20 protein-coding genes and 1 pseudogene are annotated in these 19,163 nt (G+C 44.4%); 9 read left to right on the top strand and 12 right to left on the bottom strand.

What is annotated here, in order from left to right; translation table 11 throughout:
• Nucleotides 1-24: 24 nt before the first annotated feature.
• Genes B9T10_RS05585 through rpiA form a run of 8 tightly spaced genes read right to left on the bottom strand, consistent with a single transcriptional unit; the run spans nucleotide 25 to nucleotide 6,390 of the window.
• The gene (locus B9T10_RS05585) at nucleotides 25-714 is read right to left on the bottom strand and encodes a ComF family protein (RefSeq protein ID WP_094538052.1); all 690 of its coding nucleotides are present in this window, start codon (nucleotides 712-714) and stop codon (nucleotides 25-27) included.
• The gene (locus B9T10_RS05580) at nucleotides 715-1,701 is read right to left on the bottom strand and encodes a tetratricopeptide repeat protein (RefSeq protein ID WP_094538051.1); all 987 of its coding nucleotides are present in this window, start codon (nucleotides 1,699-1,701) and stop codon (nucleotides 715-717) included.
• A complete protein-coding gene (locus tag B9T10_RS05575) occupies nucleotides 1,689-2,531 on the bottom strand; it encodes an endonuclease/exonuclease/phosphatase family protein (protein WP_094538050.1) in 843 nt (280 codons plus the stop codon). The genes B9T10_RS05580 and B9T10_RS05575 overlap by 13 nt, the downstream gene beginning before the upstream one ends.
• A 3-nt stretch (nucleotides 2,532-2,534) precedes the next feature.
• Entirely contained in the window at nucleotides 2,535-3,947 is a 1,413-nt protein-coding gene (gene sbcB, locus B9T10_RS05570; RefSeq protein ID WP_008316212.1) for an exodeoxyribonuclease I, read from the bottom strand.
• A gap of 2 nt (nucleotides 3,948-3,949) precedes the next feature.
• Nucleotides 3,950-4,672: an LPS export ABC transporter ATP-binding protein gene (gene lptB / locus B9T10_RS05565; RefSeq protein WP_008316211.1), complete on the bottom strand. Its 723-nt coding sequence runs from the start codon at nucleotides 4,670-4,672 to the stop codon at nucleotides 3,950-3,952.
• Between the two features lies 1 nt (nucleotide 4,673).
• On the bottom strand, nucleotides 4,674-5,159 hold the full coding sequence (lptA, locus tag B9T10_RS05560) for a lipopolysaccharide transport periplasmic protein LptA (protein WP_143695669.1): 486 nt from the start codon (nucleotides 5,157-5,159) through the stop codon (nucleotides 4,674-4,676).
• On the bottom strand, nucleotides 5,143-5,730 hold the full coding sequence (lptC, locus tag B9T10_RS05555; RefSeq protein WP_008316209.1) for an LPS export ABC transporter periplasmic protein LptC: 588 nt from the start codon (nucleotides 5,728-5,730) through the stop codon (nucleotides 5,143-5,145). The genes lptA and lptC overlap by 17 nt, the downstream gene beginning before the upstream one ends.
• Nucleotides 5,731-6,390, bottom strand: a complete 660-nt coding sequence (gene rpiA, locus B9T10_RS05550) for a ribose-5-phosphate isomerase RpiA (protein WP_008316208.1) — start codon at nucleotides 6,388-6,390, stop codon at nucleotides 5,731-5,733.
• Between the two features lie 157 nt (nucleotides 6,391-6,547).
• On the opposite strand from rpiA, the gene B9T10_RS05545 reads away from it, so the two are divergent.
• The 6 genes and pseudogenes from B9T10_RS05545 to B9T10_RS05520 all read left to right on the top strand — a co-directional run bounded on the left by B9T10_RS05545 (nucleotide 6,548) and on the right by B9T10_RS05520 (nucleotide 10,238).
• Entirely contained in the window at nucleotides 6,548-7,033 is a 486-nt protein-coding gene (locus tag B9T10_RS05545) for an FKBP-type peptidyl-prolyl cis-trans isomerase (protein WP_008316206.1), read from the top strand.
• Between the two features lie 16 nt (nucleotides 7,034-7,049).
• Nucleotides 7,050-7,790 (top strand): septum site-determining protein MinC, encoded by a 741-nt coding sequence (minC, locus tag B9T10_RS05540; protein ID WP_094538049.1) that lies wholly within the window; start codon nucleotides 7,050-7,052, stop codon nucleotides 7,788-7,790.
• 23 nt (nucleotides 7,791-7,813) lie between these two features.
• The gene (gene minD / locus B9T10_RS05535) at nucleotides 7,814-8,623 is read left to right on the top strand and encodes a septum site-determining protein MinD (RefSeq protein WP_008316202.1); all 810 of its coding nucleotides are present in this window, start codon (nucleotides 7,814-7,816) and stop codon (nucleotides 8,621-8,623) included.
• Nucleotides 8,624-8,625: 2 nt separating this feature from the next.
• A pseudogene (gene minE / locus B9T10_RS05530) lies at nucleotides 8,626-8,883 on the top strand (cell division topological specificity factor MinE); the annotation flags it as partial.
• Nucleotides 8,884-8,950: 67 nt separating this feature from the next.
• Nucleotides 8,951-9,319: an RNA-binding S4 domain-containing protein gene (locus B9T10_RS05525; RefSeq protein WP_063504031.1), complete on the top strand. Its 369-nt coding sequence runs from the start codon at nucleotides 8,951-8,953 to the stop codon at nucleotides 9,317-9,319.
• Entirely contained in the window at nucleotides 9,312-10,238 is a 927-nt protein-coding gene (locus tag B9T10_RS05520; RefSeq protein ID WP_094493576.1) for a tyrosine recombinase XerC, read from the top strand. The genes B9T10_RS05525 and B9T10_RS05520 overlap by 8 nt, the downstream gene beginning before the upstream one ends.
• A gap of 30 nt (nucleotides 10,239-10,268) precedes the next feature.
• On the opposite strand, the gene B9T10_RS05515 is transcribed toward B9T10_RS05520, so the two are convergent.
• Nucleotides 10,269-10,844, bottom strand: coding sequence for a peroxiredoxin (locus tag B9T10_RS05515; RefSeq protein WP_008316196.1), 576 nt, complete (start codon nucleotides 10,842-10,844; stop codon nucleotides 10,269-10,271).
• A gap of 197 nt (nucleotides 10,845-11,041) precedes the next feature.
• Complete coding sequence (locus B9T10_RS05510; RefSeq protein WP_094491500.1) at nucleotides 11,042-12,655, bottom strand: DUF2813 domain-containing protein; 1,614 nt, start codon at nucleotides 12,653-12,655, stop codon at nucleotides 11,042-11,044.
• A 148-nt stretch (nucleotides 12,656-12,803) separates the two neighbouring features.
• Between B9T10_RS05510 and cysS the strand changes: the two genes are divergently transcribed.
• The 3 genes from cysS (at nucleotide 12,804) to B9T10_RS05495 (ending at nucleotide 14,975) form a co-directional block, all read left to right on the top strand.
• On the top strand, nucleotides 12,804-14,180 hold the full coding sequence (gene cysS, locus B9T10_RS05505; RefSeq protein WP_094538048.1) for a cysteine--tRNA ligase: 1,377 nt from the start codon (nucleotides 12,804-12,806) through the stop codon (nucleotides 14,178-14,180).
• A 20-nt stretch (nucleotides 14,181-14,200) separates the two neighbouring features.
• Complete coding sequence (locus B9T10_RS05500; protein ID WP_008316193.1) at nucleotides 14,201-14,476, top strand: DUF493 domain-containing protein; 276 nt, start codon at nucleotides 14,201-14,203, stop codon at nucleotides 14,474-14,476.
• Nucleotides 14,477-14,579: 103 nt separating this feature from the next.
• The gene (locus B9T10_RS05495; RefSeq protein WP_026165711.1) at nucleotides 14,580-14,975 is read left to right on the top strand and encodes a hypothetical protein; all 396 of its coding nucleotides are present in this window, start codon (nucleotides 14,580-14,582) and stop codon (nucleotides 14,973-14,975) included.
• Here the strand turns inward: B9T10_RS05495 and B9T10_RS05490 are convergent.
• Together B9T10_RS05490 and B9T10_RS05485 are read right to left on the bottom strand one after the other, a co-directional pair.
• A complete protein-coding gene (locus B9T10_RS05490; RefSeq protein WP_094538047.1) occupies nucleotides 14,972-15,823 on the bottom strand; it encodes a DUF805 domain-containing protein in 852 nt (283 codons plus the stop codon). The two genes, B9T10_RS05495 and B9T10_RS05490, sit on opposite strands and share 4 nt — an antisense overlap.
• A 146-nt stretch (nucleotides 15,824-15,969) precedes the next feature.
• Nucleotides 15,970-19,158, bottom strand: coding sequence for an efflux RND transporter permease subunit (locus B9T10_RS05485; RefSeq protein WP_008316187.1), 3,189 nt, complete (start codon nucleotides 19,156-19,158; stop codon nucleotides 15,970-15,972).
• Nucleotides 19,159-19,163 lie beyond the last annotated feature (5 nt).

Raw genomic sequence — 19,163 nt, 5'->3', positions numbered from 1 at the left:
CCACAAACAAAGTATACCATTTTTTCATGCTTTCGCAATCACCAATGCGGTTACAGTTTGCGCACCGGCATCTTTTAATGCACGCGCCGCATGCTGCAAGGTTTTCCCTGTGGTCATCACATCATCTAGGAGCAATAAATGCCCACTGACTGCATTTGCAGACAATGCATCGGTTAAATTCGTCAAGCGCGCCTGCCGATTGAGCCCACTTTGCGGAATGGTCAATGCGCGTTTATGGAGCACATTCGATAAAATCGGGGCTTGTAATGCAGGCTGCAATGTTTTGGCAATCTCATGGACTTGATTAAAGCCTCTACCTGCTAAACGCACGCGATCAACTGGCATCGGCACAATGGCATCAACGGTTGATAACCAGCCTTGATGCATCAAAATCACGCCATTCATCCATTCACTGAGCGCTCTGACCATATAGAGCTGACGATTGAATTTTAAGCCCACAATCGCAGTGCGCACCGCATCCTGATAATGATACCCCATGATGATGTGATCAATGGCGGGCTGCGACTCATCACCACAGTGCAAACAACCAACATTCTCAATTAAATCGCCGCCACAAGTCGTGCAATAATCCGTAACTGGCCACAACGAGCCATGGCAAGATGCGCACACATAGCGCTCTAATGTCATTGTTTCATGACAGATCAAACACCGTTTTGGATACAGCCCATGAAATATTTTGGCAAAGCGTGACATTTAAACATCCTTCACCTGCGAATAATTTGGAATGACCAAGCGCCCATCAGGGTCTTTAAGACGCAGCGGTAAATCCACCTCAAATGCATCAGGATTTAAGCGCTGCACCGCTCTGACAATGTCATTGATGTGCACGCCATAACTGTTTGCTAAACTTTGAAACACCGGCACAAGTTTTTCATCGATGTCTAATGCTTCCACAATCGGCACGGCACGCTCACCGATCATGCGCCGCGGACGCAAAATCACATCCGTACTGTAACGACTGCTGTTAAGCATCGGGCGATAACCAACCAATCCATATCGATTAAGCTGCAATGGCAGCGTCACAAATGTGGCTTTATAACTTGGTGCAGATGCCACATGATGATTCTCTTCGGTGATCTTTTGCACCTCTTCTTGAATGATGGTGATTTCACCTTCAGAGTTAATGCGCTCAATGCGATCAATCGGTTTTGGAATGGGTGTTTCCCGCGCAGCAATGCGCACATTATTCGGCAACAACCAACCAACAGAGGCTTCATACTCCATCAAGCCTTCTAACATCTTTTGGGCAGACTCAGAACCTTTCTCTAAATCCTCTTTCGTCAATTTTGTGGCCAAAGCATCACGATACGCCACCAAATCACTCGCGCCATGGCGCGCGGCAATCACAGACCAAGCATACGCTTCACTCATATCTTTTGCTTGCCCAATGCCTAAACGCAATAATGTGGAATAGTTAAAGGCGGCATCCACGTGCCCAGCTGCCGCTGCTTTTTGATAGAGCTCTGCCGCTTTAACATAATTGCGTGGGACGCCGCGCCCTGTTTGATAGAGCGTGGCAAGATTATTGCTCGCATCCACATGCCCAAGGGCGGACAATTCACTGAACAAATGCGCGGCTTCCACATCATCATGGCGATCATAAGCGGCGATGGCATCCTCAAAGCTATCTGCATAGCTGATGCTAAGCGCGAGCAGCAATGTCATCATCACTTTGAACATAATTGCCCCGTCATTAAAATCGGATCGTGGTCGCTGTAGCGGCGTTCATTCATCGGATCGGTATTGATGTGTGCAATCGCACCCTCGACATCCGTAAAGTGTTCATTGTACAAAATATAATCGAGTAAAATCGGTTTTTTCTGATACTTATATGTGTAGATTTGATATTTCAATTGCGCATGTACACTCTCAAATCCAATCTTTGCGATCGCTTGCACGGTTTTACTGTTAAATGTGTCATTCATGTCGCCGGCAATGATCAGCGGATGCGCTTTGAGATCATGGGCTTCAATGAATTCTGCCACCACTTTTGATTGCTGATTGCGCTGCTTTTTTGCCTGCTTTTTCGTTTGATTTTTTAGGCTCATGGATTTGAGGTGGCAATTGATGATGTAAATCACATCATTTTGATACACAAATTCACCCACAAGCGGTAAGCGCGATGCCACACAATCGAGTTCATCACTGCCAATGAAAAAGGGTGAATCCACGCCAATTTGCTGCAAACTTCTAAGCTCAACAGGTGCACGATACAAAAAGCCACAGCGAATGTTCATATTTTCAGCACCGCCCGTGGTTTCTGGCATTGGGGCGATGTCTGCATAATGATACGTCCATTGATGGGCGGCTAATTTTTGAATGATGGTATCGGCAACCAATGCTTTGACCGGTGCATCACCCATTGCCGCTGCCCCAATCTCTTGAATGGCGATGATCAAAGGTGCGCCTAAATCCATCACCATCGACGTCACAAAGGCATCAATGCGCGATTCATCAGACCATTCACCTAAATTTGCCGCATTGATGGATGCAAAAGAAAATTCACTCATACATCATTCAAAATATAACGAGCGGCAATCGGCCAGCAGCTTCGATTTCACAGGATCATCCGCATATTCAGCGACTTTAGCCGTGTACACAGCTTGCTGTTCACAAAGCGTACGTTCGCGGCGTGCATCACAGTACGCTTCCCATTCTTGATACTCTTCACTCGTTAAACTCATTGGAAAGTTTTTCGCACGATACAAAAAGAGCAATGGCGCAATGCGTGCATCTTTAAATTGATAATGGCTATTTTTCAACGCTTCTTCGGATAAATAGGGAATCTCTTCCATGATTTTTTTATCGCTGAATTCAAAAAAGCCATCATACAACATCGATTCTACGCGGGACAATAACGGCTGATCATCATAAGAGGGCGCAGTTGTTGGTGCAAAAATCTCGCGCGCTTTTCGCTCAAGCTCCGCATGATGACCATTGACAATGGCCACTTTATCAAGCGCCGCATTGAGGTCTAACCCATATAAATTTTGTGTGTATTTTAAAACATTCACCGGCGAAATGATCGGGCATTTATTGAGATGAATGAGCTTTAATGGCACACGGCTTCTGCCTTCGCCAAGATCTTCATTCGCTGTATACATCGCCGCTTTAATCTCTTCAGCGCTGTAATTGAGCAACTCATCTAAATCGCCGCGTAAATCCACCACCACAACGGCATTTTTATTCCAAGGATGCATGGTGAGCGGCACAACGACAGAGAGATAACCATTGTGCTCCCCAAACATGCCAGAAACATGCACCAACGGCCGCCCAAAATGTTGTTCAATGATGGGCAAAAGATCTTTAGCACGGCGGTGCTGATAGAAATAATCATAAAAGCGCGGCTGCTTCTCTTTGATAAGCTTGAGCACATCAATTGTGGCATAGACATCGCTCAGAGCATCGTGAGCATTGTCATGATTTAAACCATTGGCTTTTGTGAGCGACTCTAATTTTAAACTGGTTTGACCATCAATCTTTGGCCACTCAATCCCTTCAGGACGAAGGGCATACACACCACGCACTAAATCTAAAGCATCCCAGCGGCTGTTGCCATTTTTCCATGCATATGCATAGGGATCAAAAAAGTTACGATAAAAGAGATAACGGGTCATCTCATCATCAAAGCGGATGGAGTTAAATCCCATCACGCAGGTGTCAGGCTTCATGAACTCATCATAAATCCTGCGGGCAAATTCATGCTCAGGCAAACCGTGCTCATTGCAATAATCTGGCGTAATGCCCGTGATTAAAATGGCTTCAGGCGATGGAACATAATCATCCGCTTGCTGACAATAAATATTGATGGGCTCACCAATGATGTTGAAATCGCTGTCCGTGCGGATTGCCGCAAATTGCGCAATGCGATCATATTTTGGTGAAATCCCGAAGGTTTCATAATCGTAAAAGAGAAATTCAGCCATGATTACAGTGAGAAATTATCCCCTAAATAGGCGGTGCGCACGATCTGATTGTCTAAAAGCTCAGCAGTTGAACCCTCTGCAATCACCTGCCCACCACTTAAAATGTACGAACGCTGACAGATGCTAAGCGTTTCACGAATGTTATGATCTGTGATCAAAACCCCAATGCCACGGGCAGACAGCTCTAAAATAATGGTTTGAATGTCCGCAACCGACAAAGGATCGACCCCGGCAAAGGGCTCATCTAACAGTAAAAATTTTGGATTGAGCGCAAGGCTTCTTGCGATCTCCACGCGGCGACGTTCCCCGCCTGACAAAGACATGCCAAGCGAGTTGGCAATGTGCGTCACCTTAAAATCTTCCAGCAACTGATCGGCCAATTCGTGCTGTTCTTTTTTCGTCAAATCTTTACGGGTTTGGCAGATGGCTAAAATATTATCGCGCGAGGTCATTTTGCGGAAAATGGAAGCTTCTTGCGGCAAATAGCCAATGCCACGATGGGCGCGCTCATGCATCGGTAATTTTGTGATGTCGTGCTCGCCTAAAAATACGTGCCCTTCATCGGCAACAATCAACCCAACAGTCATGTAAAAGCTTGTGGTTTTCCCTGCACCATTTGGGCCAAGCAAACCCACAATTTCACCGCTGTCCACATGGAATGAAGCCCCATTGACCACGGTGCGTTTTTTAAAACGCTTAACGAGTTCTTTGGCTCTCAATTGCATGCTATTTTCCTTTTGGCTTGATTTCAAAGAAGACGCGATCAGACTTTTTGTCGCTCAATGCGCGCACTTTTTTATTGACGGTGTCATATTCAATGCGATTGGCTTCCACCACATCATCTTCTTGGGTGAGTTTTGCACGTTGGCTGAGCACCAATAGATTTTTCTTAGGATAATACTCTAAGCGCTCCCCTTCCCCAAACACCCAAGGTTTATTGGCCTCAGGAAGATATTTAATTTTGATGAGGTTGCCTTTAGCAATCACCTCTTCAAGTTCATCATTGACCATTTTAAACTGGGCATGATCGGCATGAATCTCTAATGTGCCTTGCACCATCACCACATTGCCATCATAAAAGCCTTCGTTGATCTGATGATCATAACCGCCCGTATCTGAAGTGATTTTAATGGGTTCGGCACTGTCTTCTGGCAAGGCATGCGCCATCGTGCACAATCCAAAAGCCACGAGCAAACTACTGAGTGTTTTCATCTTGAATGGTTTCATAATAACTGTGAACATCCTTTAATAAGTTGAACTGCCCGAGATTCGGATAGCCAATTAGGCCAATGCCTTCAATGGTGTTGTTCGGATAAGAGCGGATTTTGGTCCACACATCATTGGTGACTTTTTCGCCCTTATTATGGACATACAATTGCGAGGTGTTCAATACGGTGGTTTTCGCATTCTCAGCATTGTATTTTGTGAGCACCACGTTTTCATTCATCGTGATCAAGGATTGATCTTCATTGACGATCGCTTCATCGCTGCGCGCCGTCCAATCAATGCCACCTTGATCGGTAAAATGGGTTAAAAACGGATGCTGTAATGTCGAGCCCCGATCATCGTCATAATGCTCTAACTCAGGGCCTTTAATCGTATAAATGCGATCACCTTTTGCATCAAAACGCACCAAATCATACCCTTTGATCTCAAAGAGTGGAAACGGTGATTTTTCCGAGGTCAGCGCATTGTTTTCGTTGTACAACGTCATCGAAACATAGGCTAAACCGCCAATGGCCACCACAAAAAATGCGTTTTGAAGAAAAGATTTCGGTAGCACTTATTTTGCCTCAATCACTTGAACGCCATTGTCAGTCGCTAGTACCAACACATCTGCTGGGCGATGGGCAAAAATACCGTTGGTCACCACGCCCACGATTTGATTAATGTGGGTTTCAAGGGCAATAGGATCTGTGATCTTTAAACCAAACACATCAATGATCGGATTGCCATTGTCTGTGATCACGCCTTCACGCACGCGTGCATCGCCTAATTTGTTCAACTCGCGTTGCACATGGCCAAGCGCCATCGGAATCACTTCTACAGGCAATGGGAATTTACCCAATACATCCACATATTTAGATTGATCAGCAATACAAATGAAGCGATCTGCATGCGCTGCCACGATTTTTTCACGCGTCAAAGCGGCACCACCACCTTTGATCATCTGTAATTTGTCATTAATTTCATCGGCGCCATCAATGTACAATGTGAGTGATTCCACATCCGTCATTGGCAACACTTTAAATCCTAATTCAAGCAATTGTTCTGTTGAGCGTTCAGAGCTTGAAACCACCACATCAATGTGATGACGAACCTCTGGTAATAACGCAATTAAGCAGTCAACAGTGGAGCCTGTGCCCACACCTAAACGCTCGCCTTTTGAAATGTATGTCAACGCTTTTTCGGCGGCTAACTGCTTTAATGTTTTTTGACTCATTGATAATCCCCTACACAAAAACTATTGCCATTATAGGTGTTTTTATCCCTAAAAGGGAGCTTATTTATGACAAAAAGCAACGATTGCATCTAGTTGTTGGCAACTGTTTGCTGTATAGTGAGAGACTTATAAACCGAAAAACTGAAAGGATTTTATAATGAGCATTGCACCGAATAAAGTGGTATCTGTTTTCTATACATTAACAGACGACCAAGGTAATGTGATCGACAGCAACAAAGGTCAAGAGCAACCATTAACTTACATCCACGGCGCTGGCATGATGATCCCTGGCTTTGAAAAATCTTTAGCCGGTGTAGAAGCGGGTCAAAACATCGCATTTAGCGTGACACCTGAAGAAGGTTACGGTCTTCGCAGCGATGAAAACGTATTTGTGATCAGCCGCAGCCAACATTTTAAAGATTCTGATGACATTCAAGCAGGCGGCATGATCGCAGCAGAAGAAAATGGCCATCAACGTCATTTTGTGATCTTAAGCGTAGAAGGCGATGACATCACTTTAGATGCGAACCATTTCTTAGCGGGCAAAACATTGAACTTTGACGTTGATGTTGTGGATGTTCGTGATGCAACAGAACAAGAATTGGCACATGGTCACGTCCATGCAGGTGGTCACGATCACTAATTAGGATTTATTCTTCATGTCTAAACCTTGTTTTCAATTGAAGGGCGGTCTATTCACTTTGACCGTTCTTCATTTACAGTCAAACGACTTAAAAGATTTTGAACAGTCTCTGAATGCAAAAGTTTCAGAGTCTGCTGAGTTTTTTCAACAATTGCCCATCATTGTTGATTTAAGCCAATTACCGGAAAACACGCACCACTTAGATTTTGCGTGGCTTAAGAATTTATTGACGAACCAAGGCATCATTCCGGTGGCACTCCATAACATTCCAAAAAATTTGCTCGCACAAGCTAAACGCAGCGGCTGGCCGATTTTCCCGAATATTCAACCAAGATACGACAAAGCCGAACAAGATAAAAAAGCGGCACAAGAAAAGGTTGACGCGGCTAAAGTGGCAGAAAAAACTGTTGAAGTGGCGACTGATCCTGTTAAATTGATCTCAAGCCATATTCGCTCAGGTCAGCAGGTGTATCACCATGGTGATTTAGTGATCATCAATACGGTCAATACAGGCGCTGAAGTTCTAGCCGATGGCAACATTCACATTTATGGCCCTTTGCGTGGCCGCGCATTAGCGGGCGTTAAAGGCAACACTTTGGCTAGAATTTTTTGTCAATCGTTAGAAGCTGAGCTTGTTTCCATCGCCGGAAAATATAAAGTGATCGAAGAACTCACCGAAGATTGGCGTGGCAAGGCGGTACAAATTTATTTGGATAAAGATGAATTGATCATTGAACCATTGACCAAAGAATTTTAAACATAACACTTAGGAGTAAAAACGTGGCACGTGTAATAGTTGTAACTTCAGGTAAAGGTGGCGTTGGCAAAACCACAACAAGTGCTAGCATCGCAGCAGGTTTGGCAAAACGCGGTCATAAAACAGCGGTCATCGATTTCGATGTGGGCTTGCGTAACCTTGATTTAATCATGGGCTGTGAGCGTCGCGTTGTTTATGACTTTGTGAATGTGGTCAATGATGAAGCGACCCTTCAACAAACCCTCATTAAAGATAAACGTCTTGAAAATCTCTTTATTTTACCGGCGTCCCAAACCCGTGATAAAGATGCTTTATCCACAGAAGGCGTAGAAAAAGTCATCAATGGCTTAAAAGAGATGGATTTTAAATTCATCATCTGTGATTCGCCAGCAGGCATCGAAAAAGGCGCGCAACTTGCGATGTATTATGCCGATGATGCCATCGTGACCACCAACCCAGAGGTTTCCTCTGTGCGAGATTCTGACCGCATCTTAGGCATTTTAGCAAGCAAAACCAAAAAAGCTGAAAATGGTGAAGAGGTCAAACAACATCTTGTGTTAAACCGCTACAGCCCTGAGCGCGCAGAATCTGGCGACATGCTCTCTGTGACCGACGTTTTAGAAATTCTTGGCATTCCACTCCTTGGCGTTGTGCCAGAGTCAGAAGCCGTATTACAGTGCTCGAATGCGGGTACCCCTGTCATTTTAGAAACTGAATCCGATGCCGGACAAGCGTACGAAGACATCGTGGCACGCTTCCTTGGCGAAGATAAGCCCCATCGCTTCATTGAAGCGACGAAAAAAGGTTTCTTCCAAAGATTGTTTGGAGGTTAAGCATGTTCAGCGCGTTATTTAAAAGAAGAAAGAAAACAGCCTCAGCATCCATCGCTAAAGAGCGTTTACAAATCATCGTCGCCCATGAGCGCAACCAAAACTCACCGTCTCAGCAACCGGATTTCTTAAAAGCGTTGCAGCAAGACATTTTAGAAGTGGTGCGTAAATACATGTCCATTGATGGTGATCAAATCAAAGTGGCGATGGATAAAGAAGATGGCTTTGATGTCCTTGAACTCAACATCACTTTGTCTGAAAAAGAAGAAGAGGCATTAGAAGCCCAAGCAGCTGATGCTGAAGAAACTTCTTCACAAGCAGAGCCGAGCCATGAGACTCGATAAATGGTTATGGGCGGCGCGTTTTTATAAGACGCGTCGTTTAGCAGTCGAGGCCATTGAAAAACACCAAGTGAGCGTCAATGGTGACAATGCCAAACCTGCCCGCATGATTAAAATCGGGGATACGCTTGTCATCGAAAAAGCGGGCGAAACATTTGTCATCATCATTGATGATTTGAGTGAAGTGCGCGGCCCTGCCCCAAAAGCTCAGCTTTTGTATCACGAAACCGAAGAGAGTTTAGCCAAACGCTTAGCGGATCGTGAAATGCGTAAGCTTGTGCACACACCAAAGCCTGACAAAGCCCCGGATAAAAAAGATCGTCAATTGTTGCGCAACATGCGCCACAGCTATGAGTAATTTACAGCTTACCATTGATGATTTCTTAGCCAAATTTGCCCAGCGCTACCGCGAACGTAGCGTTGAGGCGAAAGCCTTAGCACTCCATCAATTAGCGCGCCATCTAGAAGATCAAGGGCTGACAGAATGGGCACAATGCGACCAGCAATTATTGCAAAAGTACATCATCTACCGCAACAAAGGCGATAAAAAACATGATTGCTTTCAGCGCCCTTTAGCCTTGACGAGTTTAAAAACTCATTTAGCGGGCATCCGTGTCTTTTTTGACCATTTAGTGGAGGAAGCCATCCTCACGGCCAATCCTGCACGCTTAGTGAAAATGCCAAAAGTACAGCAATCGCTGCCCAAAGTGATTGCGGTAGATACCATCACGCAAATGCTCGATCAAACGGCAGAGACTGAACTTGAAACCCGTGATTTTGCCATCTGTGAGCTTTTTTACAGCACCGGTTTGCGTTTATCTGAATTGACGCAGTTAGATCTCAATCATGTCTCTTTAAGCAATCTTGAGGTGAAAGTCATCGATGGCAAAGGCGGCAAAGGACGCATTGTACCCCTTGGCTCAAAAGCGAAAGAGGCCATTGAGCAATGGTTGATGCTCAGAGCCACATGGAAAAACTTAGATGAAGCTCTCTTCATCACCAAACGTGGTACACGCATGACCGCCCGCCAAGTGAGTAATCGCGTCAAACACATTGCCGATAAGATGGGGAAAAGCCTGAAAGTCCATCCACACATGTTTCGACACTCCATGGCGACCCATGTTTTAGAATCAAGCCAAGACATTCGCTCTGTGCAAGAGCTCCTTGGGCATGCGGACATCTCCACAACGCAAATCTATACCCATTTAGATTTTGGGCATTTATCTAAAATCTTTGATGCGGCTCATCCACGGGCGAAAAAAAAGCCACGCAAATAGCGTGGCTCATATTCAGTGTGGAACGAAAACTTATAAAGTTTCGCCGCCCACTTGACGGTTACATGGGCATAATTCGTCAGTTTGTAACGCATCTAAAATACGTAAAACTTCTGAAGGGTTACGACCTACGTTCAAACCGTTTACAGATACGTGTTGGATAACGTTGTCAGGATCTACGATGAAAGTTGCGCGAAGTGCAACGCCAGCTTCTTGATCACGAATACCTAACATGTCAACCAATTCACCTTTCACATCAGCGAAAGAGTAGTGACCTAATTTGTCTAAATCTTTGTGATCACGTCTCCAAGCGAGTTTACAGAATTCGTTGTCTACGCTACCGCCCATTAATACAGCATCACGGTCTTCGAAATCTTTTGCTAATTTGTCAAAAGCAACGATTTCAGTTGGACATACAAATGTAAAATCTTTTGGATAGAAATAGATCACTTTCCATTTGCCTGGGAAAGATTTTTCATTGATTGTTTCAAAAGCAGATACGCCATTTTCTTCGTGGTGGTTAAAGCCAGGTTTTACGCCAACAACTTCAAACGCATCTAAACGATCACCAACAGTTTTTGAGTTACCAAAAGTGAAATCAACATCCATGTTAATACTCCTTTTAAGTTAATTGAAAGAACATACTTGACGCATTCATACTATATATTTACGGCCATATATTCAAGGATATTACCCATTAAAATACTAAACTCGAACCATTAATATTTTTAATTGCATGAGTTACTTAATGTAACTTCGTGGCGCACTATCTTTGCTATCGCCTTCATAATTATAGTATACACGGTTTATGATTGCGGCGTACCTTTTGATAAATTTATCACCTTCTCAAAAGTCTTACGCAATAACAACGGCACAGATCGCATGCCACGCAGCCTTGCGTGATCACACACAGCAATGGCTAAATCAGGCTTTGATGTTTTTTGTACCGCCCTTTGAATGATCTCATGCACGGGTTTATCCACAAAGTCATCAGAACCATAAGCAATGTGTTTATAAACACTGCTAAACCCTTTTTGAAAGAGGAAATTTTCAATGTCTCGCGCAGGCAATCGCGTCACATGGCGATAATATTCATCTTTATTTTTACAGTGCGTGCGCACCAATTTCGCATAATGTTTACCTGCAGCATCGCCATCAGCCATCACATACCATTCAATGCCCATCGCTTGTGCATACTCCACAAGTGGCATCACACCACATTGGGCAAATTCCACCAGCGTAATGCCTTCTGCACTGAGATTATAGCCACACACTTCAGCCAATTCTTTTAAGAGCCAAATTTCTGTCTCGCCTTCCACTAAAAACCAACAACGGGCAAACAGTGCAATCGGGCGACGATGAAAAATATGAAACGTCACTTTGCGCTGTGTGCTTTTTGATAAAGCATTTGGCAGCACTTGATTGACCACAATTTCATTGTCGGCACGAGAAATCCTCAACACATTATGCAAAGAGACAATTGGAATTAAATCACTGCTGTTGCTCGTCAGAATTTTTTGAATGGGCAAATTGCCAAGCAGACGCATGCCCACAGACATAATGGTCGGATGGATGCTGCCACCAAAATCTTTTAAAAACAGAATCGGCAATGCATGTTCAGACAATGAATAACCCATGCGATGGAAAATCACACTCGTAAAAAAGCGCATCATCACATTGCGCGCCGCTGAGTTATCAAGTTGATCCAATAAATCATTGATTTTATCCAGCACCTGCCAATCTTCTAACGTCGGTTTCCGGATGTGCTCTTCTGTACTTTTGTGACTCACCAAATAATAAGTTAAAAGAAGCGTTGCTGCATATAAGCCCTGCTCTAACTCGCGATCGGTCAATTGATGAGTGTCTTTCGTCAATTGCTGCACCAAAAGATTGTAATACGACTCGATGCGCTCATTATCTTTACGCGTCACCGCTTCATAGGCCGCGCTGCCTCGCAAAATCAACAATGGATTGAGGTCAATCAAGCATTGCAAACGCGCTTCAAAATCATCCACCACAATCGGTTCACGCATGCCATCGACAAATCGATGCTGCGTGATGACAGTGTCTTGCAATTTACGAGCGCTCACTTCATAACAGATGCGTGGTGCGTTGCCTTCGTCTAGATAACTGATGGCTTGAAGCTCAGGATAGATCGGCAAAATCGGCTTTTCTGTTGGGTGCTCTTGATAAATAAAACGCACGCGTAGGCAATCATTTGGGCAATCGCGCTCCTCAAAAAAGTCATACGGTTGGCATTGATAGAGAAAGTTCTCTTTTGTGATCATAGCAAGCGCTGAAATGAGGCTCGATGACCCCCAGCTATTTTCGCCAATTAAAACGCTCACATCATCATTGAGGTTGATCGTTAATTCACGAATCCCTTTGAATCCTTGGATTTCGATGGAATGCAGTAACATTCACGCTCCTTTATTATCATCATAATGATTCATCTTTAAAGAATATAGGAAAGTAACCGTTTCCCAAAGTCTTATTGTATTGAAAGCTTCAGAAATGTCCCCATCATGGTAGGATATAAGATCATTTTTTTAACACACGGACACACTTATGCTCTCTATTTTTAACAGCTTAACGCGCCAACAAGAAGATTTCATCCCCATTGAGCCCAATAAAATTCGCATGTACGTGTGCGGCATGACGGTGTATGACTATTGTCACATTGGCCATGCGCGCTCTTTGATCGCCTTTGACATGATCCGCCGTTACTTGATGCACAAAGGGTTTGATGTGCATTTTGTGCGTAACATTACGGACATTGATGACAAAATCATCAAGCGTGCGAATGAGCGCGGCATCACCATCCATGAATTGACTGATGAATTCATCAACGCAATGCATGAGGACTGCGCAAAACTCAATGTATTAACGCCAGATTCAGAGCCGCGCGCCACAGATGCCATCGCAGGCATGATTGAACTCATTGAGGGATTGATCAGCAAAGGTCTTGCATATGCTGTGCCCGATGGCGATGTGTATTATCGCGTGCGCAGTTTTAAAGATTACGGCAAATTGTCCAACCAAAACATTGATGAGTTGCGCTCAGGTGAACGCGTTGAAGTGCAATCTGACAAAGAAGATCCCTTAGACTTTGTGCTCTGGAAACGCGCTAAAGCTGGCGAACCTTACTGGGAGTCGCCTTGGGGACAAGGTCGTCCGGGTTGGCACATTGAGTGTTCTGTGATGAGTAAAGAGACCCTTGGCAACCATTTTGACATTCATGGCGGCGGTATGGACTTAAAATTCCCCCATCATGAATGTGAAATCGCCCAATCTGAAGGTTACCATGAAGAACCCATGGCCAATTACTGGATGCATAATGGCTTTATCAACATCAACAACGAAAAAATGAGTAAATCCCTTGGGAATTTCTTCACGATTCGTGATGTGCTCAAATATTTTCCGGCAGAAGTGTTGCGCTTTTTCATGCTCAACAGCCATTATCGCACCCATGTGAACTATTCAGATGATTTACTCAATCAAGCCTGGAATGGTTTACGCCGCTTGTACACCGCCCTGAATGATGCGCCTGAGGCATTGCCAGCCTTTGACCCAAATCATCCCATTGCTATACGTTTTAGCGAAGTGATGGATGATGATTTCAATACGCCACAAGCCATTGATTTATTGTTTGAAGCGGCCAATCTTTATAATAAACATCATGATCCTAAAGATTATGTGGTGCTCAAAACTTTAGGCAATGTACTAGGCTTATTAGAAGCAAACCCGGATCACTTCTTAAAAAGTGCCCCTAACCAAAGCGATGATGACACTGATTTAATCGAAGCCTTGATTGCTGAACGCAATGAAGCACGTGCCAATAAAAACTGGGCAGAATCAGATCGCATCCGCGATGAACTCAAAGCGCGCAATGTTGTCCTTGAAGATAAACAAGGCAAAACCACATGGCGCCGCGAAACACAATAATTGAACCATAGGAGATACTGATGATCAATCCTGAAACCAAACAACCGTTAGTGGATTTTCCAACGCACTTTTTATTCAAAATTACGGGTAAAAATGAGCCAAACTTTGAGTCAGACATCATTGCCTTACTTAAAAAAGTCGATCCGACGATTGATGACTCTAAAATCACACGCAAATTGAGCTCATCGGATAAATATTTATCTTTATCCGTCAATGTGTGGGTGACAAAGCAAGAGGAGATTGATGAAGTCTACTCACTGTTAAAAGCTGAACCACGCGTTGTGTGGGCACTGTAAACATCGATCCCTTAGCATGCTAAGGGATTTTTTTTGGCATTTTGTCACAATTAGATTATAGTGATTGAGCCATCATTAACCATTGATAATAACGAGGATACCTATGAAAATACTAAAATTTTCTTCTCTATTGATCGCCGGTGCCATTTTATCTGCCTGCGCCACAACGCCTGCAGAAAAAGCTGCCCAACAAAAACAGTTATTAGACACACAAGTGAGTTTAGCGCAGCAATGTAATCCAAAAACCGCAGAGTTAATGGCACAATTGCCCGCAGCACAAAACTTGCCAGAGGCTGAGAAAAAAGCCTTTGAAAAAGCTTATGTCAAACAAGTGAACAATCCTGTGTTCCAAGCCTGTTATAAAATGGCATGGACAAGCTACAAAGAGCAAAATCAATTAGAGATTGCGCGCATGCAAGCGTGGGATGCTGAAAATGCTTGGGATTGGGACAATGGCTTTTTCTACAATGATCCATGGGCATTTAACATCTACGATTAACGATAATAACGCGTTTGCGTTGTCGATTGTCGCTCAGCAGCTTGACGCAACGGCTCATTGAACACGCCGCCTAACAGCAAGAGCGCCAATAAAATCAGCACACCGTACCACGGTCCTTGTGGTACGGGTCTGCCATACTCGTTTTCTTCACTTGAGCCCGGCATCAGCATCACAAAGAGTAAAAATGCGACATTGAGCGCTGGAATAAAATAAAAAATCACCCACCAACCGCTTAAATTAATGTCGTGCAGACGCAACACCATGATGCGAATTGAGGCAATCATTGTCAGCACAAGCAAAACTAAGATGAATAATGTTGGTAAAAAGAGCATGCTCACCACCATTGCGAGCATCAATACACCATAGAAAATCACCCATGCATTGATGAAGTTTAAGCGGCCATAACGCCCATCAAAGGATAAAGAAAAGAACTCTGGCACTGCATCTTGTCCATCTTCATAACGATCAATGCGCTGTGGCGCTAAGCTTTGTTTACGCTCAATGTCCGCCTGCATGCGCTCGATGCGCTGATAATCATAGGGATCTTTTTCTGTCGTAACTGGTGAAGGCTCAAGCTTTGGTGGTGGTTCTGGCACATCAAAAGAGAGGTTCATCATGGATTCAGAGCTCATCTCCATCATGAGCCCCAAATTCTCTAAACGATTTTTGAGTGTCAATGCATCATTCATCGAGAGATGCTTTTTCAATGGAATGGTTTTGCCTGAAAAAAATGCAGGGATTTGCTCCGCTGGCACTTTAAGTTTTTGCTGAACATCTCGCTTGACGATGTCAATGTCAAATCCCGGAATCACTTGACCAGTAAAAGAGACCGTGTATTGATCCTGCATTGTTTCTCCTTGATGATTTATCGTTATTATTCATGTACAAAACGACTACATGTTATACAAGAAACGTGATGGAAAATCAAAATAATCAATGAAGTGCAAAGATAAAAAAACCGCCCGAAGGCGGCTTGTTCATTCATCAATCGCAATTATGATGCTTTCTTTGCTTGCTCTTTTTCGTAAATTTCATGCTCTTTTTTACTAAAGCCTTTACCAATCATTGAGAAGAAGACTGGCGCATAGAAGAGCACCAATAAAGTCCCGCCGATCATCCCGCCAATCACTGTTCGACCCACAACATTCTGTGCACCAGAACCGGCACCATTACTGAGCGCCATTGGCAATACACCAAAACCAAAGGCAAGAGATGTCATGATGATCGGGCGCAAACGAAGATGCGCCGCTTCCACCGTTGCTTCCACAATGTTTTTGCCTTGTAAGAGCAAGTCTTTAGCAAACTCAATGATCAAGATGGCATTTTTCGAGGTCAAGCCCAGCACTGTCAATAAGCCCACTTGGAAATAGACGTCATTTTGAATGTCCACCAAGTTTGCCGCAGCCACCGCGCCAATCACACCCACCGGCAATGTGAAGATCACTGCAAATGGAATCGACCAAGATTCATACAATGCAGCCAAGCTTAGGAAGATCACGAAAATGGAGATGATGTAGAGATAAATCTGCATGTTCCCTGTTTTGCGCTCTTCATAGGATGTGTCTGTCCATTGCACTTGTACGCCATCTAAATATTGTTGCGTGAAGGCTTCGATCTCATTCATCACCTCACCCGTACTGAAACCATGTTTTGCTTCAATGGAAAATGGGAAGGCTGAATAACCATCAAAACGGTTCAATTGAGGCGAACCTTGTGTCCAACGAGTGCTGGCAAAGGCACTGAATGGCACCATTTGACCCACTTTATTGCGCACATACCATTTATCAAAGTCTTCTGGCTGCATGCGATACTCTGCATCCCCTTGCAATAATACTTTCTTAATGCGACCACGATCCACAAAGTCATTCACATACAAACTCCCCCATGCAATCGCCAATGAGCTGTTGATGTCACCCACCGTGATTTGTAACGCACGCGCTTTTTCTTGATCGATGTCCACATGCAATTGTGGCCCATCAAACTGACCACTTGGGCGCAATGTTTGTACATTCATGGTTTTCGATTGTGTGGCCACAATGCCCATAAACTTCATCACTTCACCCATGAACTGTTCATGCGGCAATCCCGTCACATTTTGCAATGTGAACGAAACGCCCGAAGCTGTGCCTAACTCAATGATGGCAGGCGGTGCAAAGACGAAACCTTGAGTGCTTGGAATGGTTTGCAAATACTCTGCTAAGCGCTTTTGAATCGCCGCTAACTTCTGCGCCGGATCCTTACGCTCACTCCAATCTTTAAGCTTTAAGAAGAATAAGCCATGCTGACCACCGCGACCACCAAAACTAAACCCGGAAATCGCCATGATGGCATCAATAGAGTTTTTCTCTTCGGTCAATACATGATTTGAGATTTGCTCTAAGATCTCGCTTGTGATGTCAAGCGCTGTACCATCTGGCCCAATGGTCATCCCGATCAAAATGCCTTGATCTTCATCGGGTAAAAAGCTCGTCGGTAAACGAGAGAAACCATAATAGATCAACGCAAGCATCGCAAAAAATGCCACCAAATAACGTTTAGGATGCGTCACCGCATGGGTTGCCCCACCACGATAACGTTGATTCATGCGATCAAACCAGTTGTTAAACTTCGTCACTGGCCAATCCACAACACGACCCACCGCGGCAAAGAGTTTGCCAATGCCTTTAGGTTCAGTTTTGTCATGTGGTGATTTTAAAATCGTGGCACACAATGCAGATGTGAAGATGATCGCGCACACTACAGACAAAGACATCGCTGTAATGATGGTGATGGAGAACTGACGATAAATCACGCCCGATGCGCCGCTTAAGAAGGCCATCGGCACAAATACCGCCGACAATACAACCGCGATCCCCACCAATGCACTGGTGATTTGATCCATCGATTTACGGGTTGCTTCAATTGGGGATAACCCCTCTTCTTCCATAATGCGCTCAACGTTTTCCACCACAACAATCGCATCATCCACCAGCAAGCCGATGGCGAGCACCATCGCAAAGAGCGTCAGTGTATTGAGGGTAAAACCAAACACATCTAACACTGCAAATGTGCCGAGCAACACCACAGGAATCGCCAACGTTGGGATGATGGTGGCGCGAATGTTACGCAAAAAGAGATACATCACCACAAACACCAAAGCCACCGCTTCAATCAATGTTTTGACAACATTATGAATGGAGATCTCAACAAATGGCGTGGTGTCATATGGGAATGCGTAATCAATGCCTTCTGGCAATAACACAGATAAACGCTTTAAAGTGTCTTTAACATCATGCGCCGTATCTAAAGCGTTTGCACCAGAGGCTAAACTTAAACCAAGCGCCGCTGACGATTGATTATTATATTTAGCATCAAATGCGGTGGACTCTGCGGCCAGTTCAATGCGCGCCACATCCGCTAAACGCACTTGGCTACCATCTTCATTCACTCGCAATTGAATGTCTTCAAACTGCCCAACCGATTCAAGCTGTGTTTGTGCGGTGATGGTAAAGTTAATCTCTTGACCAGGCACCGTGGGCGTTGCCCCTAATTGCCCAAATGCCACCTGCGTATTTTGCTCTTTAATCGCCGATAACACATCCATCGGTGTCATGCCATATTTATTGAGCAAATAAGGATCGAGCCAAACACGCATCGCATAGCCTGAACCAAAGAACTGAATGTCACCAAGCCCATTAATACGACTGATGGTGTCTTTAATATTAGTATTGATGAAATCGCCAATGTCCGCATTACTGTATTTGCCATCTTTAGAGTAGAAACTCACCACCATAAAGAAGGAACCGGAGGATTTTTGTACCGTCACCCCTTGGCGCTGTACATCCTCTGGCAATGTGGATAAAGCCGTTTGAATCTTATTTTGCACCTGAACCTGTGCCATGTCAGGATCGACCCCTTGATTGAAGGTCAATGTGATCTGAAAGCTCCCTTGGCTCGTGCTCGATGAGTTCATGTAACGGAAACCATCTAAACCCGATAAGTTCTGCTCGATCACCTGCGTGACGCTGTTTTCAATCGTGGTGGCATTCGCCCCAGGATACATCCCGACAATGGAGACTTGAGGCGGTGCGATCTCAGGATATTGTGCCACTGGCAAGGAGCGCAGCGACAAAATCCCTAAGAACATGGTTAAGATCGCAAGCACCCATGCAAAGATGGGGCGATCTATAAAAAAGCGAGCCATATGTA

Origin of the sequence: Wohlfahrtiimonas chitiniclastica, assembly GCF_002252325.1 — a bacterium.
GTDB classification, from domain to species: Bacteria; Pseudomonadota; Gammaproteobacteria; order Cardiobacteriales; family Wohlfahrtiimonadaceae; genus Wohlfahrtiimonas; species Wohlfahrtiimonas chitiniclastica.
The sequence above is the reverse complement of the archived record's forward strand: the minus strand, read 5'-3'. Positions and strand labels throughout refer to the sequence as shown.

Coding starts and splice junctions, on each gene's coding strand:
- B9T10_RS05485 (WP_008316187.1), bottom strand. CDS start 19,158: ATGGCTCGCTTTTTTATAGATCGCCCCATCTTTGCATGGGTGCTTGCG.
- B9T10_RS05520 (WP_094493576.1), top strand. CDS start 9,312: ATGAGTAATTTACAGCTTACCATTGATGATTTCTTAGCCAAATTTGCC.
- lptA (WP_143695669.1), bottom strand. CDS start 5,159: ATGAAAACACTCAGTAGTTTGCTCGTGGCTTTTGGATTGTGCACGATG.
- rpiA (WP_008316208.1), bottom strand. CDS start 6,390: ATGAGTCAAAAAACATTAAAGCAGTTAGCCGCCGAAAAAGCGTTGACA.
- B9T10_RS05525 (WP_063504031.1), top strand. CDS start 8,951: ATGAGACTCGATAAATGGTTATGGGCGGCGCGTTTTTATAAGACGCGT.
- B9T10_RS05585 (WP_094538052.1), bottom strand. CDS start 714: ATGTCACGCTTTGCCAAAATATTTCATGGGCTGTATCCAAAACGGTGT.
- cysS (WP_094538048.1), top strand. CDS start 12,804: ATGCTCTCTATTTTTAACAGCTTAACGCGCCAACAAGAAGATTTCATC.
- B9T10_RS05490 (WP_094538047.1), bottom strand. CDS start 15,823: ATGCAGGATCAATACACGGTCTCTTTTACTGGTCAAGTGATTCCGGGA.
- B9T10_RS05510 (WP_094491500.1), bottom strand. CDS start 12,655: ATGTTACTGCATTCCATCGAAATCCAAGGATTCAAAGGGATTCGTGAA.
- B9T10_RS05515 (WP_008316196.1), bottom strand. CDS start 10,844: ATGGATGTTGATTTCACTTTTGGTAACTCAAAAACTGTTGGTGATCGT.
- B9T10_RS05580 (WP_094538051.1), bottom strand. CDS start 1,701: ATGTTCAAAGTGATGATGACATTGCTGCTCGCGCTTAGCATCAGCTAT.
- minC (WP_094538049.1), top strand. CDS start 7,050: ATGTCTAAACCTTGTTTTCAATTGAAGGGCGGTCTATTCACTTTGACC.
- B9T10_RS05575 (WP_094538050.1), bottom strand. CDS start 2,531: ATGAGTGAATTTTCTTTTGCATCCATCAATGCGGCAAATTTAGGTGAA.
- B9T10_RS05500 (WP_008316193.1), top strand. CDS start 14,201: ATGATCAATCCTGAAACCAAACAACCGTTAGTGGATTTTCCAACGCAC.
- B9T10_RS05545 (WP_008316206.1), top strand. CDS start 6,548: ATGAGCATTGCACCGAATAAAGTGGTATCTGTTTTCTATACATTAACA.
- lptB (WP_008316211.1), bottom strand. CDS start 4,672: ATGCAATTGAGAGCCAAAGAACTCGTTAAGCGTTTTAAAAAACGCACC.
- B9T10_RS05495 (WP_026165711.1), top strand. CDS start 14,580: ATGAAAATACTAAAATTTTCTTCTCTATTGATCGCCGGTGCCATTTTA.
- sbcB (WP_008316212.1), bottom strand. CDS start 3,947: ATGGCTGAATTTCTCTTTTACGATTATGAAACCTTCGGGATTTCACCA.